The 15437-nt window shown below is 70.4% G+C and carries 12 protein-coding genes; 6 read left to right on the top strand and 6 right to left on the bottom strand.

The genetic code is table 11. The features are described 5' to 3' along the window. The 4 genes from rpsR to VGR32_RS09560 all read right to left on the bottom strand — a co-directional run bounded on the left by rpsR (position 1) and on the right by VGR32_RS09560 (position 3552). Positions 1-276, bottom strand: coding sequence for a 30S ribosomal protein S18 (rpsR, locus tag VGR32_RS09545; RefSeq protein WP_327450047.1), 276 nt, complete (start codon positions 274-276; stop codon positions 1-3). A gap of 11 nt (positions 277-287) precedes the next feature. After that, positions 288-677, bottom strand: a complete 390-nt coding sequence (gene rpsF / locus VGR32_RS09550) for a 30S ribosomal protein S6 (RefSeq protein WP_125257068.1) — start codon at positions 675-677, stop codon at positions 288-290. Between the two features lie 169 nt (positions 678-846). After that, positions 847-2067 (bottom strand): class I SAM-dependent methyltransferase, encoded by a 1221-nt coding sequence (locus VGR32_RS09555; RefSeq protein WP_414642911.1) that lies wholly within the window; start codon positions 2065-2067, stop codon positions 847-849. Between the two features lie 33 nt (positions 2068-2100). Next, positions 2101-3552, bottom strand: a complete 1452-nt coding sequence (locus VGR32_RS09560; RefSeq protein ID WP_327450050.1) for a deoxyribodipyrimidine photo-lyase — start codon at positions 3550-3552, stop codon at positions 2101-2103. Positions 3553-3657: 105 nt separating this feature from the next. Between VGR32_RS09560 and kdsA the strand changes: the two genes are divergently transcribed. The 4 genes from kdsA to VGR32_RS09580 are packed head-to-tail and all read left to right on the top strand — an operon-like array spanning position 3658 to position 8125. Continuing rightward, positions 3658-4518 (top strand): 3-deoxy-8-phosphooctulonate synthase, encoded by an 861-nt coding sequence (gene kdsA / locus VGR32_RS09565; RefSeq protein ID WP_327450052.1) that lies wholly within the window; start codon positions 3658-3660, stop codon positions 4516-4518. 18 nt (positions 4519-4536) lie between these two features. Further along, positions 4537-5991: a D-glycero-beta-D-manno-heptose 1-phosphate adenylyltransferase gene (gene rfaE2, locus VGR32_RS09570; protein ID WP_327450054.1), complete on the top strand. Its 1455-nt coding sequence runs from the start codon at positions 4537-4539 to the stop codon at positions 5989-5991. After that, complete coding sequence (rfaD, locus tag VGR32_RS09575) at positions 5988-6989, top strand: ADP-glyceromanno-heptose 6-epimerase (RefSeq protein WP_327450056.1); 1002 nt, start codon at positions 5988-5990, stop codon at positions 6987-6989. Before rfaE2 ends, rfaD begins: the two co-directional genes overlap by 4 nt. Then, on the top strand, positions 6986-8125 hold the full coding sequence (locus tag VGR32_RS09580) for a DUF3089 domain-containing protein (protein WP_327450058.1): 1140 nt from the start codon (positions 6986-6988) through the stop codon (positions 8123-8125). Before rfaD ends, VGR32_RS09580 begins: the two co-directional genes overlap by 4 nt. Here VGR32_RS09580 and recG read toward each other — a convergent pair. Then, the gene (gene recG, locus VGR32_RS09585) at positions 8074-10146 is read right to left on the bottom strand and encodes an ATP-dependent DNA helicase RecG (RefSeq protein ID WP_327450060.1); all 2073 of its coding nucleotides are present in this window, start codon (positions 10144-10146) and stop codon (positions 8074-8076) included. The two genes, VGR32_RS09580 and recG, sit on opposite strands and share 52 nt — an antisense overlap. A 112-nt stretch (positions 10147-10258) precedes the next feature. On the opposite strand from recG, the gene VGR32_RS09590 reads away from it, so the two are divergent. Both VGR32_RS09590 and mfd read left to right on the top strand, forming a co-directional pair. Then, positions 10259-10561, top strand: coding sequence for a succinate dehydrogenase assembly factor 2 (locus VGR32_RS09590; RefSeq protein ID WP_327450062.1), 303 nt, complete (start codon positions 10259-10261; stop codon positions 10559-10561). Further along, on the top strand, positions 10561-14019 hold the full coding sequence (gene mfd / locus VGR32_RS09595) for a transcription-repair coupling factor (protein ID WP_327450064.1): 3459 nt from the start codon (positions 10561-10563) through the stop codon (positions 14017-14019). The genes VGR32_RS09590 and mfd overlap by 1 nt, the downstream gene beginning before the upstream one ends. 12 nt (positions 14020-14031) lie before the next feature. On the opposite strand, the gene VGR32_RS09600 is transcribed toward mfd, so the two are convergent. After that, positions 14032-15351: a GGDEF domain-containing protein gene (locus tag VGR32_RS09600; RefSeq protein WP_327450066.1), complete on the bottom strand. Its 1320-nt coding sequence runs from the start codon at positions 15349-15351 to the stop codon at positions 14032-14034. Between the last annotated feature and the right edge of the window lie 86 nt (positions 15352-15437).

Here is a 15437-nt window from a genome sequence, read left to right on the forward strand (position 1 = left end):
TTACTTCACCACGTACGGCAGGAGGGCGAGGAAGCGGGCGCGCTTGATGGCCTTGGCCAGTTCGCGCTGCTTCTTCTGGGACACCGCGGTGATCCGCGACGGGACGATCTTGCCGCGCTCCGAGATGTAGCGCTGCAGGAGCTTGACGTCCTTGTAGTCGATCTTCGGGGCGTTGGCGCCGGAGAACGGGCAGACCTTGCGGCGACGGTGGAACGGGCGGCGGGCCGGGGCGGCGCCGACGGGCGCGCCGGGGACGGGACGGGTGGTGTCGGTCATGATCGGGATCCTTATTCCGAGACTTCCGCGTCGGCGTCTTCACGCGGGGCGCGTTCGCGCTCGCGTTCACGCTCGCGCTCGCGGCGGGCCAGCAGGGGCGACAGTTCCAGATCGAGCTCGTCGACCTTCACCGTCAGCCAGCGCAGGACGTCTTCGTTGATGGACAGCTGACGCTCGACCTCGGCCATGGCGGCCGGCGGGGCGTCGACGGCGAGCAGCGAGTAGTGCGCCTTGCGGTTCTTCTTGACCCGATAGGTCAGGTTGCGCAGGCCCCAGTACTCGATCTTGGCGACGGAGCCGCCGCCTTGCTCGATCAGGTCCTTGATGGTGTCGTTGAGGGCTTCGGCCTGCTGCGCGCTGATGTCCTGGCGCGACATGACCGTGTGCTCGTAAAGAGCCATGGCAGTCTCCCTTGGGGGCGTCGGCACGGTCGGACCGGGGAAGTCCGTCCACGATGGTTCCCGAAGCGGCGGCCGAGACGACTTCCCGACCCTTTGGTGTTCCGCATCCGGGACCGAGGCCCTGGAAAGCGGGCGCGTATAGGGGAAAAGCCGCCCCGCGGCAAGTCCGTCAGGCGCGGGTCAGCGCCAGCTGGATCACGTCGGTACGGGCCGAACGAAAGCCCGCTTCGCAGTAGGCGAGATAGAAGCGCCACAGGCGGCGGAACCGCTCGTCGAAACCGCCCATGCGGCGGATGTCGGGCCACACGCTCTGGAACCGCTGGTCCCACAGCTTCAGGGTCTCGGCGTAGTCCTGGCCGAAGCGCTCGACGGCGGACCACGTCAGGCCCTCGCGCGCGATCACGGGCTTCAGGCGGTCTTCGGAGGGCAGCATGCCTCCGGGGAAGACGTACTTCTGGATGAAGTCCGTGCGCCGGGCGTATTCCTCGAACAGCTCGTCCTGAATGGTGATGATCTGCAGGCCGGCCAGGCCGCCGGGCTTCAGGACGTCGTGGATCTTGCCGAAATAGGTGGGCCAGTACTCCTGACCGACGGCCTCGAACATCTCGATGGAGGCGACGCGATCAAATGTGCCGTCGACGTCGCGATAGTCGATCAGCCGGATGTCCGTCCTGTCGGCCAGACCGGCGTCGAACAGGCGTCTGCGGGCGAAGTCGTGCTGCTCCTGGCTGATCGTGACGCCGGTGACGCGGGCCCCGACCTCCCTTGCGGCGAACTCGGCGAAGCCGCCCCAGCCGCAGCCGATCTCCAGCACCGTGTGGCCGGCTTTGAGGTCCATCAGGCGGGCGAGTGAGGCGTATTTGGCGCGCTGGGCGGCGGCCAGGTCCGATCCGGCGCCCTCGAAGCGCGCGGACGAATAGGTCATCGTCGGGTCCAGCCACGCCGCGTAGAAGCCGTTGCCCAGATCATAGTGGGCGTGGATGTTCTTGCGCGAGCCGCGGCGGCTGTTGCGCTTCATCCGGTGCGAGGCCCAGTTGACGGCCTGCATGACCGGATTGCCGTCGAACAGCCGGCGGATGTGGTCATAGTTGCGGGCCAGGGTCTCGAGCAGGGTCGCCAGCTGGGGGCTGTCCCATTCGCCGGCCATGTAGCCCTCGGCGAAGCCGATGTCGCCGTTGGCCAGGACGCGCCGGGCGAAGCGGTGATCCCTGACGTCCAGGGTCGCGGTCAGGCCGGGTTGCTTCCCTTCCAGCACGTGCCGCTCCCCGTTGGGCAGCAGGACGTGCAGGCGGCCGAAGGTCCAGTTGGCGGCCAGCAGGCGCAGCATCAGGCCGAACACCCGTGGCGTGCGGCCGGAGACGGTCGGGACGAGGGCGGTCGTCGTCGTCATTCCGGAAGAGGTGGGATCTGAGGCGGTCATGCGTCAATCCTCCCGCTCGTCGCGATGGCGATCGACGGACTTGAGGGCGTCCAGAGCGCGCTTTCGCGCGGCCTCATGCTCGACGATCGGGCGGGGGTAGGTGGAGCCGAGGCGGACTCGGGCCTCGCGGAGGACTTCGGCGGGAGCCTCCCAGGGAGCGTGCAGCCAGCGGTCGGGAAGGCCGGCGATCTCAGGGATCCACCGTCTGACGTATCGACCGTCCGCATCGAATTTCCGCCCCTGCGCAACCGGGTTGAAGATGCGGAAGTACGGCGACGCGTCCGCGCCGGATCCGGCCACCCACTGCCAATTCTGCACATTGGAGGCCAGATCGGCGTCGACCAGGCAGTCCCAGAACCACGTTTCGCCTTCGCGCCAGTCGATCAGCAGATGCTTGATCAGGAAACTGGCGACGATCATGCGGACGCGGTTGTGCATGTAGCCGGTCCGCCAGAGCTCGCGCATGCCGGCGTCGACCAGCGGATAGCCGGTCAGGCCCCGCTTCCAGGCCCGCAGCCCCGTCGCGTCCGCGCGCCACGGCATCCGGTCGTATTCCGGGCGGAAGGCATGGTCCGTGATCTGCGGAAAGGCGTGCAGCAGGTGCGCCGAGAAATCGCGCCAGACCAGTTCGGTGACGAACTTCGCGGCCTGCCCCGGAGGCCCCGCCTTCTCTGCCGCGACGACGGCCCGCCAGGGACTGATCTCGCCGAAATGCAGGTGCGGCGACAGCCGGCTGGTCAGGGCGTCGCCGGGCCGGTCGCGGCCGTCGGCGTAGTCGGCGAGGGCGTGGCGGACGAACCGGCCCAGGGCGGCGACGGCCCCGGCCTCTCCCGGCGTCCAGTCGAAACCCGTGGACCAGTCGGGCCGGGTGGGATGCAGTCGCCAGTCGTCGAGCCGCTCCGACGGGGTAGCGCGGGGGGTGTCGATCCTGTGAGGGCCAAGGGTGTGCTCCGGAGGCGCCGCCTGGCTCAGGAGGGCCTTCGAAAAGGGAGTGAAGACCTTGTACGGCCCGCCAGCGCCCGAGCGGACGGCGCCCGGGGTGGCCAGGTACGTCCCGTTCCAGCCCTTCACCTCGACGCCGTCGGCCTGCAGGGCGTGGGCCAGGTCCGCGTCGCGCGCGGCCGCGTCCGGCTCCCACAGGCGGTTCATGTGGACGCGGTCGGCGCCGGTTTCCTCGATGAGGCGGCGGAGTTCGGCCTCGGCGTCGCCGCGGCGGAGAATCAGACGGGAGCCGCGCTCGCGGAGGGCCGCGTCGAGTGCCCGCAGCGACTTGTCGAGCCACCACAGCGACGCCGCACCCATCGGGCGGACCCGCGACCCTTCGTCCAGAACATACAGCGGCACGATCGGCGCGCCCGTCGCCGCGGCGTGCGACAGGGCCGGATTGTCGGCCAGCCGCAGGTCGCGGCGGAACCAGACGATGACGGGCTTCGCGGTCGCAGTCGCTGTGGTCACCGGGCCTCCCGTCGTGTCATCTTGCGCACAGATACGGCGCGCGCCACCTGTTCGCCGCATAGGCGCGGCATCTGCGCGCCAGATTTCACTCAGAAGGGTCCGCCCGTGAAGCCGAACGCCGTCATCGACATCAAGGAAGGCCTGACCCGGCCCGTCTCGATCGGCGGCGGCCAGCGGATCGTCTTCATCGCCGGACCCTGCCAGCTCGAAAGCCGTCAGCACGCCCTGGAAATGGCGACCGCTCTGAAGGAGATCGGAGAGCGTCTGAACGTCGGCATCATCTACAAGACCAGCTTCGACAAGGCGAACCGCACCAGCGCGACCGCGGCGCGCGGCTTCGGGCTGGAAGGGTCGCTGCCGATCTTCGCCGAGATCCGCGAGACCCTGGGCCTGCCGGTGCTCACGGACGTGCACACCGAGGAGCACTGCCGCATCGCCGGCGAGGTGGTGGACGTCCTGCAGATCCCCGCCTTCCTGAGCCGCCAGACCGATCTGCTGCTGGCCGCCGCCGCCACCGGCAAGGCGATCAACATCAAGAAGGGCCAGTTCCTCGCGCCCTGGGACATGAAGAACGTGATCGCCAAGGTGACGGGCGCCGGCAATCCGAACGTCATGGCGTGCGAGCGCGGCGCCAGCTTCGGCTACAACACCCTGGTGTCGGACATGCGCGCCCTGCCGGTGCTGCGGGAGATCGGATGCCCCGTGGTGTTCGACGCCACCCATTCCGTGCAGCAGCCGGGCGGGCAGGGGACGTCCTCGGGCGGCCAGCGGGAGTTCGTGCCGGTGCTGGCGCGCGCCGCGGTCGCCGTCGGCGTGGACGCGGTCTTCATGGAGACGCACCAGGATCCCGACCACGCGCCCTCGGACGGCCCCAACATGGTGCCGCTGAACCAGTTTGAAGCACTGGCGGCGGAACTGATCGCCTATGACGACCTGACCAAGAGCCGGATGGCGAAGGCGGCCTGAATCCGTTAGGCCGGAGGCATGGCTGAACGCACCCTCGACCTGGGCGGACTGCAGGCGCTGCTGGAGCGCGTGCGCGGCTTGAAAGTGGCCTGCGTCGGAGACCTGATGCTTGACCGCTACGTCTACGGCGAGGTGGACCGCATCTCGCCCGAGGCGCCCATTCCCGTGCTGAAGGTCGGGCGGCGAACGGCGATGCCCGGCGGCGTCGGCAATGTGGCCCGAAACGTGGCGGCTCTGGGCGGGATCGCGCGGCTTGGCGCGGTCTCCGGCCGTGACGCGGCGGGCGACGAACTGGCGACCCTGATCGCGGCCGAGGCCGGCATAGAGGATGCGGTCGAGCGCCGGGCCGGGGCAAACACCGTCGTCAAGACGCGCTTCGTGGCCGCAGGCCAGCAACTGCTGCGTCTCGACGAAGAAGCCTCGACCCTGCCCGCTGCCGGCAGCGCAGCGTTTTCCGGTGCTTCCGTCGTGCTTCTGTCCGATTACGCGAAGGGCGTGGTCAGCGACGCCCTCATCGCGGAGGCGCTCGACGAGGGTCGAAGGGCCGGCGTTCCGGTGATCGTGGACCCGAAAGGCCGCGACTTCGCGCGCTACGGCGCGGTCGATCTGATCAAGCCGAACGCCAGCGAACTGGCGGGCGCCACGGGGCTGCCGGTGGGCGACGACGCCGAGGTCGAGGCGGCGCTGGAGGCGCTGCTGCGGGCGACCTCGGCCAAGGCGGTCGTGGTGACGCGGGCCGGCAAGGGCATGAGCCTGATGCGCCGCGGCGAGGCGGCCAGGCATTTCCCCGGCCGGGCCCGGGAGGTCTTCGACGTGTCCGGAGCCGGGGACACGGGTCTGGCGGCCCTGGGGCTGGCCTTGGGGGCCGGCGCCCCGCTCGAGACGGCCGTCGAGTTCGCCATTCTTGCCTCGGGCGTGGTGGTGGGCAAGGCGGGCACCGCCACCGTCTCGCCCGCCGAGCTGATCGACGCGGAGATGAGCCAGCACGCCGCGGGAGCGCATGCCAAGGTCATGCCGCTGGAAGAGCTGGCGCACGTCGTCGAGGGGTGGAAGCGGCAGGGCCTCAGGGTCGGCTTCACCAACGGCTGCTTCGACATCCTGCACCGCGGGCACGTGGCCTATCTGGCGCAAGCGCGGTCGTGGTGCGACCGGCTGGTGGTGGCGCTGAACACCGACGCGTCCGTGCGGCGGCTGAAGGGTGAGGGACGGCCGATCAACGATCTGGACAGCCGGGCCGTGGTGATCGGCGGTCTGGGCAGCGTGGACCGGGTCACCAGCTTCGACGATCCGACGCCGCTGGCGCTGATCGAACGGCTGCGGCCCGACGTCCTGATCAAGGGCGCGGACTACACCCGCGAGGGCGTGGTCGGCGGCGATCTGGTCGAAAGCTGGGGCGGCGAGGTCAGGCTGGCGACGTTCGAGGACGGGTTCTCGACCACCCGCACCATCGAGAAGATGAAGGACCCCGGATGAGCCGACGCATGATCGTGGTGACCGGCGGCGCCGGCTTCATCGGCTCCAACGTGGTCGCGCGCCTGTGCGCCGAGGACCGTCGTGACGTCGTCGTCTGCGACCGGCTGGAGGACGCGGCGCTGGGCAAGTGGAAGAACCTCGCCAAACATCGCATCGCCGACTTCTGGCAGCCCGAAGAGCTGTTCGAGAAGCTGGAGCGGCATGCCGAGCGAGTCGAGGCGGTGGTGCACATGGGCGCGATCTCCGCGACGACCGAGCCGGACGCCGACCTGATCCTGCGCACCAACTTCAGCCTGTCGCGGGACCTGTGGGACTGGTGCGCCCTGAGGGACGCGCGGCTGATCTATGCCTCCTCCGCGGCGACGTACGGTGACGGCGCGCAGGGGTTCGGGGACGACGACGACCTTGAGAGCCTGTCGTCGCTTCGGCCTCTGAATGCCTATGGCTGGTCGAAATTCCTGTTCGATCAGTACGCCGTCCGCCAGGCGCAGGAGGGCCACGCGCCCAGCCAGTGGGCGGGGCTGAAGTTCTTCAACGTCTACGGGCCCAATGAGGGGCACAAGGGAACGATGAAGTCGGTCGTGGCGCAGATCTGGCCCAAGGTCGCGGCGGGCGAGACCGTGACGCTGTTCCGCTCGCACAATCCCGACTACGCGGACGGCGGCCAGATGCGGGACTTCGTCTTCGTGGACGACGTCGTGGATGTGATCGCGTGGCTGCTGGAGACGCCGGGCGTGTCCGGCGTCTTCAACGCGGGGTCCGGGCGAGCGCGTTCTTTCCTGGATCTGGCGCACGCGACGTTCGCCGCCGCGGGCGCGGCGCCGGCCATCGCCTACGTCGACACGCCGGAAAGCATTCGCGACAAGTATCAGTACTTCACCGAAGCCCGCATGGACCGGCTGCGGGCGGCGGGATTCCTGGGGCAGTCGACGCCTCTGGAGGAGGGTGTGCGCCGCTACGTGCAGGACTTCCTGATGACGGCGGATCCGCATCGATGAGAGGACCGCGGCTGACCTGGCGGCAATGGGTCGGCTGGGCCGGTTTCGCGGTCGTGTTCGTTCTGACGGCGGCGGCTCTGGTGTGGCGCGGCGACATTCTGCGTGCGGGTCTGGACCCGCAGGTGCCTTTCCAGACCTATGATCCGCCGCCGGCGCCGGATTATCGCCAGAAGTCGGCATGGGCGCTGCATGAGGCCCGCGCGCCGGGGGCGGGGGACGTTCCCGTCTTCTTCGTGCATTCGACCACCTATGACGGCGGCCCGCACTGGAATGCGCCGATCGGCGAGCGCGCCGCCGATGCTCACCTGAGGCGGGTCGTCCTGCCGAACCACGCCGGCCCCTTCGCCAAGGCCGGGCCGGTCAGCGCCCCCAGGTACCGGCAGGCGAGCCTTTATGCGCGGCTGACGCTGCGCGACGACGCGCGCGAAGCGCGGGCCTTCGCCTACCGCGACGTGGAGGCGGCCTTCGAGGCCTGGCTGGCCCGGCACCCGCAGGGCCCGATCGTTCTGGCGGGCATGGAGCAGGGGGCGGAGCTGCTGGACCGGCTGTTGAAGGAACGCGTCGCACCGGACGCCGCCCTGGCTCGCCGGGTGGCGGCCGCCTATCTCATCGACGCCGTGGTCGCGGCGGACGACGTCTCGCCTGCCTTCCCGCCCTGTGCACGGCGACGGCAGGCCGGGTGCATCGTCGCCTTTTCCGCCATCGGCGAGGACGGGGAAGCCGGACGGCGCAGGCTGAGGCGGGCCCTGGTCTGGGACGAGGCCGGCCGGCTGGTGGACCTGGACGGTCGCGCGGCCCTCTGCGTCAATCCGATCAGTGGCGTGCGCGACGGCGGCCCGACCGCAATCCGCGATCATGCCGGCGCGACCAACGCCACAGGGCTGGAGTGGGAAGCCCATCCCGCCCTGCAGGGCGGCCTGATCACCGCCGAATGCCGCGACGGCCTGCTGCGTCACACGAAGGCTCGGGGCGAGTCGTTCCGGCGGGGCGGGTCTTGGGCCGATCGCCGAAAAGCCATGCCATACAACCTGTTTTATGGGGACATTGAGCGCGACGTCGAGGCCCGGATCGCGGCGTGGCGAGGTCAGTCGGACGTTCGTCCGTCGCGCCAGTCGAACAGCGCCTCCAATACCTGAAGCGCACGGCCTCGCGGGCTTTGCAGATCGGGATCACGCCCGAGGATCAGCCGTGCGTCGTCGGCCGCCGCGCGAAGCAGGTCGCGGTGACGAACGGGATCGGCGAAGCGGTAGGCGGGAAAGCCCGACTGTCGCAGCCCGATGGGATCGCCGCCGCCCCGCAGGCGGAAGTCGGCCTCCGCAATCTCGAAGCCGTCCTCCGTGTTGCGAAGAATTTCCAGCCTTTCCCGTGCGGTTTCGCCCAAACCTTGCTCACCGCTTCCATACAGCAAAATGCAGGAGCTGGCCTTCGACCCGCGGCCGACGCGCCCGCGTAGCTGATGGAGCTGCGCCAGACCGAAGCGGTCGGCACGCTCGATCACCATGATCGAGGCGTTGGGCACGTCGACCCCGACTTCGACCACCGTCGTGGCGACCAGCAGGGGAAGCGAGCCGGCTGCGAAGCGGCGCATGACCTCTTCCCGCTGCGCGCCGGGCATCTGACCGTGCGCGAGCCCGACCTCAAGGCCCAGTTTGCGCGCGAGGTCGGCGGCGCGGGCTTCCGCCGCGGCCAGATCGCCGGTCTCCGATTCCGCCACCAGCGGGCAGATCCAGTAGGCCTGCGCGCCCTCCGCGACCGCCCGGCCCAGACGGGCGGCGACCTCATCGAGGCGCTCCATCGGCAGGACCGCCGTGGTGACGGGCGTTCGGCCCGGCGGCTTCTCGTCGAGGCGCGAGACCTCGAGGTCGCCGAACCGCGTCAGTTCCAGCGTCCGCGGAATGGGCGTGGCGGACATGGTCAGCATGTGCACGCCCTCGCCCTTGGCCTGCAACCGGGCGCGCTGTTCGACGCCGAAGCGGTGCTGCTCGTCGACGACCACCAGGCCCAGGCGATGGAAGGCCACCGCGTCCTGGAACAGGGCGTGGGTGCCGATGGCGACGTGACCCGAGCCGTCGGCCAGCGCGGCCAGCGCGGCGCGCCGCTGGGAAACCGTGTCGCGACCGGTCAGGAGCACGGCGGTCAGCCCCGCGGACGCCAGCAGCGGCTGAAGCCGCTCGCAATGCTGACGGGCGAGGATCTCGGTGGGCGCCATCAGCGCCGACTGGAAGCCGGATGCGGCCGCGTCGGCCATGACCAGCGCGGCGACGGCCGTCTTGCCGGAGCCGACGTCGCCCTGCAGCAGCCGCGCCATGCGGGCGCCCGAGCCCAGATCGGCGCGGATCTCGGCCACGGCCCGCGACTGGGCCGCGGTCAGCCGAAACGGCAGGGCGGCCTGCAGCGCGTCGGAAGAGGCGCCGGGCGCGATGACCGGCGCGGCAAGGTCCAGTCGCGCGGCGCGGCGGCGGGCGAGGGCCAACTGGTGAGCGAGCAGTTCGTCGTAGGCCAGGCGCTGGCGTGCGGCGGCGTCGGGCTCCAGTTCAGGGGGAGACTGCGGCGCGTGCAGGGCCTCCATCGCCGGTCGCCAGCCGGACCAGCGATTGTGCCCCAGCCAGGCCGGGTCCTGCCATTCCGGCAAGTCGGCGGCGGCGTCCACGGCCTGCTGTACCAGCTTGCGGATCTGGCGGGAGGACAGACCCTGCGTCGCCGGGTAGACGGGCTCAGCGGCGGCGGGCTGCTCCTCGCCGTCGATCCTATAAACGTCGGGGTGCACGATCTGCACCTCGCCGTTGAACCGCTCGACCTTTCCGGAAACCCGGCGCGTTTCGCCGGCCGGCAGCAGCCGCGCCACCTGCTGGGCGGATCCGCCGAACCAGACGAGATGCACGAACCCGGTTTCGTCCGACGCGCGGACCTTGAGCGGCACGCCGGGCTTGCCGGGAGCGATGACGCGGTCGACGACGACCGTGAAGACGCCCACCTCCTCCTCGACCGCGGTCTGCGCCGTCATCGCGCGGCGCTGGATCAGGCCGGTCGGCGCAAGGAAGAGCAGGTCGCGCACCAGCGGCCCCGCGATCTTCTGCACCAGAGGCAGCACCTTCTGGCCCACGCCCTTCAGGGTGGAGACCTCGGCGAACAGGGGGAACAGAATCTCAGGCCGCATCCTTGTCAGCATAGGGCCGCCTCCCGGGTGGCGAAATCGGGTCGGGGCGTCTATCTGGGCGCTTCAGATCATCTCTTGGGACCGGGCAAGAATTCTTGTGACCGAACACGTCGTGCGTTCAGAATCCGAACCGTCGGAGCGGCTGCGTCGGCTGACGTTCCGCGCCTGGCGTCGGGGCTTCCGTGAGGCCGATCTGGTGCTGGGACCGTTCGTGGAGCGGGAGGGAGCGGACCTGTCGGAGGCGGACCTGACGGCTTTGGAAGCCTTGCTGGACGTCGACGACGACCACCGCATCTACGCCTGGATCATCGGATCGGCGGACACGCCCGACGCGCATGAGACGCCGGTGATGACGCGCATACGCGCCTTCATGCGCCGCCATGTCGCGGCGGCGGTCGCGGAGGGGGCCGGCTGATGGACGGATCGCGCCCCAAGGCCGGAGAGGCGGAGATCGGCGGCGCGCCGGAGGGACTGGACGCCCTCGTGGTCGCCGACGCGCTGAAGGACGAGGGCGGGATCGCCCTGTTCGTGGCGCGCGATCTGTCGCGGGCGACGCAGTTCGCGCAGGCCTTCGCCTTCTTCGCGCCGGAGATCGAGACGCTGACGTTCCCGGCGTGGGATGTTCTGCCCTACGACCGGTTGAGCCCGACGGCCGGGGTGTCGGCGGAGCGCATGGCGGCCCTGAGCCGCCTGGGGCGACGCGACCCGAAGGACAGGACGCCGTTGCTGGTGGTGAGCACCGTCTCGGCGGCGACGCAGCGCGTTCCGGCGAAGAGCCTGACCCAGGACGCGGCGTTCGAGGCGAGCGTCGGCGACGAGGTCGATCTGGCCGAGCTGGAGCGCCACTTCGCGGCCAACGGCTACGTCCGCGCCTCGACGGTGTCGGAACGGGGCGAGTTCGCCGTGCGCGGTGGGGTCGTGGACGTGTTTCCTCCCGGGTTCGAGGAACCGGTCCGGCTGGACCTGTTCGGGTCGGAGCTGGAGCAGATCCGCACCTTCGACCCGGAGACGCAGCGATCGACGGGCAAGCGGGAGAGCCTCACGCTGGCGCCGGTGTCCGAAGCCTTGTTGACGCCGGAAAGCATCTCGCGGTTCCGGACCGGCTGGCTGAACCTGTTCGGCGCGGCGGGCGACGACATGATGTACGCCGCCGTCAGCGAGGGCGCGCGGCGGCAGGGGCTGGAACACTGGCTGCCGCTGCTGCACGAGCGGCTGGACACGCTGTTCGACCACCTGCCTGAAGGCGCGCCGGTGTTTCTGGACCCGCAGGTCGAGGCCGCGCGCGCGGAGCGCTGGTCGCTGATCGCCGACGCCTTCGACGCGCGCAAGGCGTCGAAGGACGGCCCGTCGAAGTCCTCGGGGGCCTGGAGAGTGCTGCCGCCGGAAAGGCTGTACCTGCCGGAGGTGGACTGGAACGCCGCCCTGGCCGGCCGGAAGGTGCGGCGCCTGTCGCCGTTCGACGGCGCCGGGATCGACGCCGGAGGACGGCTGGGTCGGACGTTCGCGGCCGAGCGCGCGCAGGACAGCGTCAACCTGTTCGAAGCCGTCGCGGAGCATGTGAAGGCCCTGCGCGGCGAAGGTCGCAAGGTGATCTTCGCCAGCTGGACCGAAGGCAGCTCGGAGCGTCTGGCCGCCATGCTGGGCGACCATGGCGTGCAGCCGGTCGTCGCCGTCCGCGACTGGGCCGACGTGGGCAGGGCGTCGAAGGACATGATCCTTCGCGCAGTGGTCCCGATCGACCACGGCTTCGTGGCGCCCGGCTTCGCGGTCATCAGCGAGACGGACATCCTTGGCGACCGGCTGGCCCGCCCGCGGCGCAAGCGTCGCGCGGCCAACTTCCTGGCCGAGGCGTCGGCCCTGACCGCCGGCGATCTGGTGGTCCACCTCGACCACGGCATCGGCCGCTATGAAGGCCTGCGGACGCTGGAAATCCAGGAGGCGCCGCACGACTGCCTGGAGCTGCTGTACGCGGGCGAGAGCAAGCTCTACCTGCCGGTCGAGAACATCGACCTGCTGACGAGGTACGGCTCGGACGCCGACGGCGTGCAGCTGGACCGGCTGGGCGGCGCGGGCTGGCAGGCGCGGAAGGCGAAGGCCAAGGCCCGCCTGCGCGAGATGGCGGAAGGGCTGATCGCCCTGGCGGCCAAGCGCGCGCTGCGGACCTCCGACGCCGTGACGCCGCCGCAGGGCCTGTTCGACGAGTTCTGCGCCCGGTTCCCCTACGAGGAGACGGACGACCAGCTGAACGCCATCGGCGACGTCCTCGAGGATCTCGGCAAGGGAATGCCGATGGATCGTCTGGTCTGCGGCGACGTGGGCTTCGGCAAGACCGAGGTGGCGCTGCGGGCCGCCTTCGTCGTGGCGCTGTCGGGAATGCAGGTGGCCGTGGTGTGCCCGACGACGCTGCTGGCACGGCAGCATTTCAAGACCTTCAGCGAGCGCTTCGCGGGCTGGCCGGTGAAGGTGCGCCACCTGTCGCGCATGGTCACGGCGAAGGAGGCCGCGGAGACGCGGGCGGGCCTGAAGGACGGCTCGGTCGAGATCGTCGTCGGCACGCACGCGGTGCTGAGCGCCCAGGTCGGATTCAAGAACCTGGGCCTGGTCATCGTCGACGAGGAGCAGCACTTCGGCGTCAAGCACAAGGAGAAGCTGAAGGAGCTGCGGGCGGACGTGCATCTGCTGACGCTGACCGCCACGCCGATCCCGCGGACTCTGCAGATGGCGCTGTCGGGCCTGCGCGAGATGTCCATCATCGCCACGCCGCCCGTCGATCGTCTGGCGGTGCGGACGTATGTGACGCCGCAGGACCCGGTGCTGATCCGCGAGGCCCTGCTGCGCGAGAAATACCGTGGCGGGCAGGCCTTCTACGTCGTGCCGCGGCTCAAGGACCTCGAAAACGTCGAGCGGTTCCTGCGCGAGCAGGTGCCGGAAGTGACCTTCACCGTCGGTCACGGCCAGATGAGCCCGACCCAGCTGGAAGACGTGATGAGCGCCTTCTACGACGGGCGTTACGACGTTCTGGTGTCGACTACGATCGTCGAGAGCGGCATCGACATTCCGACCGCGAACACCCTGATCGTGCACCGCGCCGACATGTTCGGACTCGCGCAGCTGCACCAGATCCGCGGCCGCATCGGACGTGCCAAGGCGCGGGCCTTCGCCTATCTGACCACGGACCCGAACAAGCCCCTGAGCCTGTCGGCCGAGCGGCGGCTGCAGGTGCTGCAGTCGCTGGACAACCTCGGCGCCGGGTTCAATCTGGCCAGCCACGATCTGGACCAGCGGGGCGGCGGAAATCTGCTGGGCGACGAGCAGTCCGGGCACATCCGCGAGGTCGGGGTCGAGCTGTATCAACAAATGCTGGAAGACGCCGTCGCCAGCCTGAGAGAAGCCGGTGGGGAGGTGCAGGACCGCGGCTGGTCGCCGACCATCAACACCGGCGCGGCCGTCCTGATTCCAGAGGAGTACGTGCCGGACCTCAACGTGCGTCTGAGCCTGTACCGGCGCCTGTCGGACGCGGAGAAGGGCGAGGATCGTGAAGCGATCGCGGCGGAACTGATCGACCGGTTCGGCCCCCTGCCGGACGAGGCGAAGCAGTTGCTGCGGATCGTCGGCATCAAGGCGAACTGCCGCGAAGCGTGCATCGAGCGGATCGACGTGGGACCGAAGGGCGCGGTCCTGACGCTGCGCGACAACCGCTTCCCGAACCCGGCCGGGCTGGTCGGCCTGATCCAGAAGAACCACGCCAGCTGGAAGCTGAGGCCGGATCAGAAGGTGGTGGTCAAGGGCGACTGGCCCGACGCCGACGAGCGGTTGAAGGCGGCCGAGCGGGTGACCGCCGATCTTGCGAGGGTGGCCAAGGCGGCCACCTGAGTCCGTCGCCGGTCAGGCGGAGGCGGGGGCCGAGCTTCGCGCGGCGCGCTCCAGCAAGGCCGCCGGCCGCTCCACGCCGTCGTGCTGGGCGACGCCGACGTCGAAGGCGACGGTGAAGGGCCGCGCGCCCGGGCCGGCGTCGAAGGCGGTGCAGCCGACGACGGCGGCGATGCGGTCGGCGACCAGCCGCGCCTCGACGGCGTCGGTGGCGGGCAGGGCGAGGGCGAACACTTCGGGCGACAGCCGCGCGGCGGTGTCCTCCACGCGGATCAGGCGCGAGATCATCGCGCCGATCTGGGGGAGGGCGCGGTTGAGCCAGCCGCCTTCCCGCGCAAGACGCAGTTCCTGGTTCTGGGAAACCCGCAGGATGCTGACGGAGATGGGCCGTCGCCGCGTCGACGCCGCCTCGACGACACGGCCCAGATGGGCGGCGAAGAGATCGTCGGTGAACAGGCCGGTGGCGGGATCGGTCAGACCCGAGGCCCGGGCCGCCTCAAGCGCGCGACGGACGGCCTGATGCTCGCGATAGGTGCGGGCCAGCGACACGATCCGGTCCGCCGTCTCGGCCTCCGGCACTGTGGCCTCCGCCACGTCGGCGAATCCCCGTCCGTAGAGGTCGGTCAGGTCGACCGGGTCCTCGCCGGACAGGTAGAGCACGACGGGGATCTGCTGCAGGCGGGTGTTGCGGCGCATGCCCGCGGCGATGGACTGGGCAGGGGCGCGGTCGGGCCCGCTCCACAGCACGGCCGCGTCGAAGGCGCGCTCGTGAAGGTAGTCGAAGGCGGTGTAGGGCGTCGGCGCCGCGACGACCTCGCAGCCTGCGGCCTCCAGGGCGTTGCTGAGCGCCAGCACGCGACGGTCCGGCGGCCCCGCCGCCAGCACGCGCAGCGGCGAAGCGTCGGGCGCGTCCGGCTGAAGGTGAACGCCGCGCGCGCCGAACGTCGCCGCCCGAAGGGCGATCTCCTCCTCGGCGACGGCGCCCCGCATCAGGCTTTCCAGCCGAAGACGGACCTGGGCGGGGTGGCCCGCTCCGGACATCGCCAGGTCGAAACTGGCGCGATCGCCCGGAGCCAGACCGGAAGCGGCGACGGCCAGCGCCGGAAGGGCACGGGGAAGCGCCGCGGATTTCAGGGCCTCGGTCCACCGGGGCGCGTCGGCTAGGCGGGCGTCCACGACGAGGGCTTCCACGGGCAGATCCCCCAGCGCGGACAGGGCGCCGCCGAGGCCCCGCGCGGTGACGGTCCGCCACCCGATGGCGTCCAGCCCGTGGCAAAGCGGGCCGACGACCGAATCCTCGGCCGCCAGAACCAGAATGCGCGGTTCCGCCTTCACGCCACCCAACTTTCCCGAGCCCCAGAAGCGGCCGGACCATAGACGCGGCCGCACGCGCGCCGCAACGCCGCATTCGCCCGAACGGC

The organism is Brevundimonas sp., from assembly GCF_035935935.1.
Taxonomy (GTDB): domain Bacteria; phylum Pseudomonadota; class Alphaproteobacteria; order Caulobacterales; family Caulobacteraceae; genus Brevundimonas.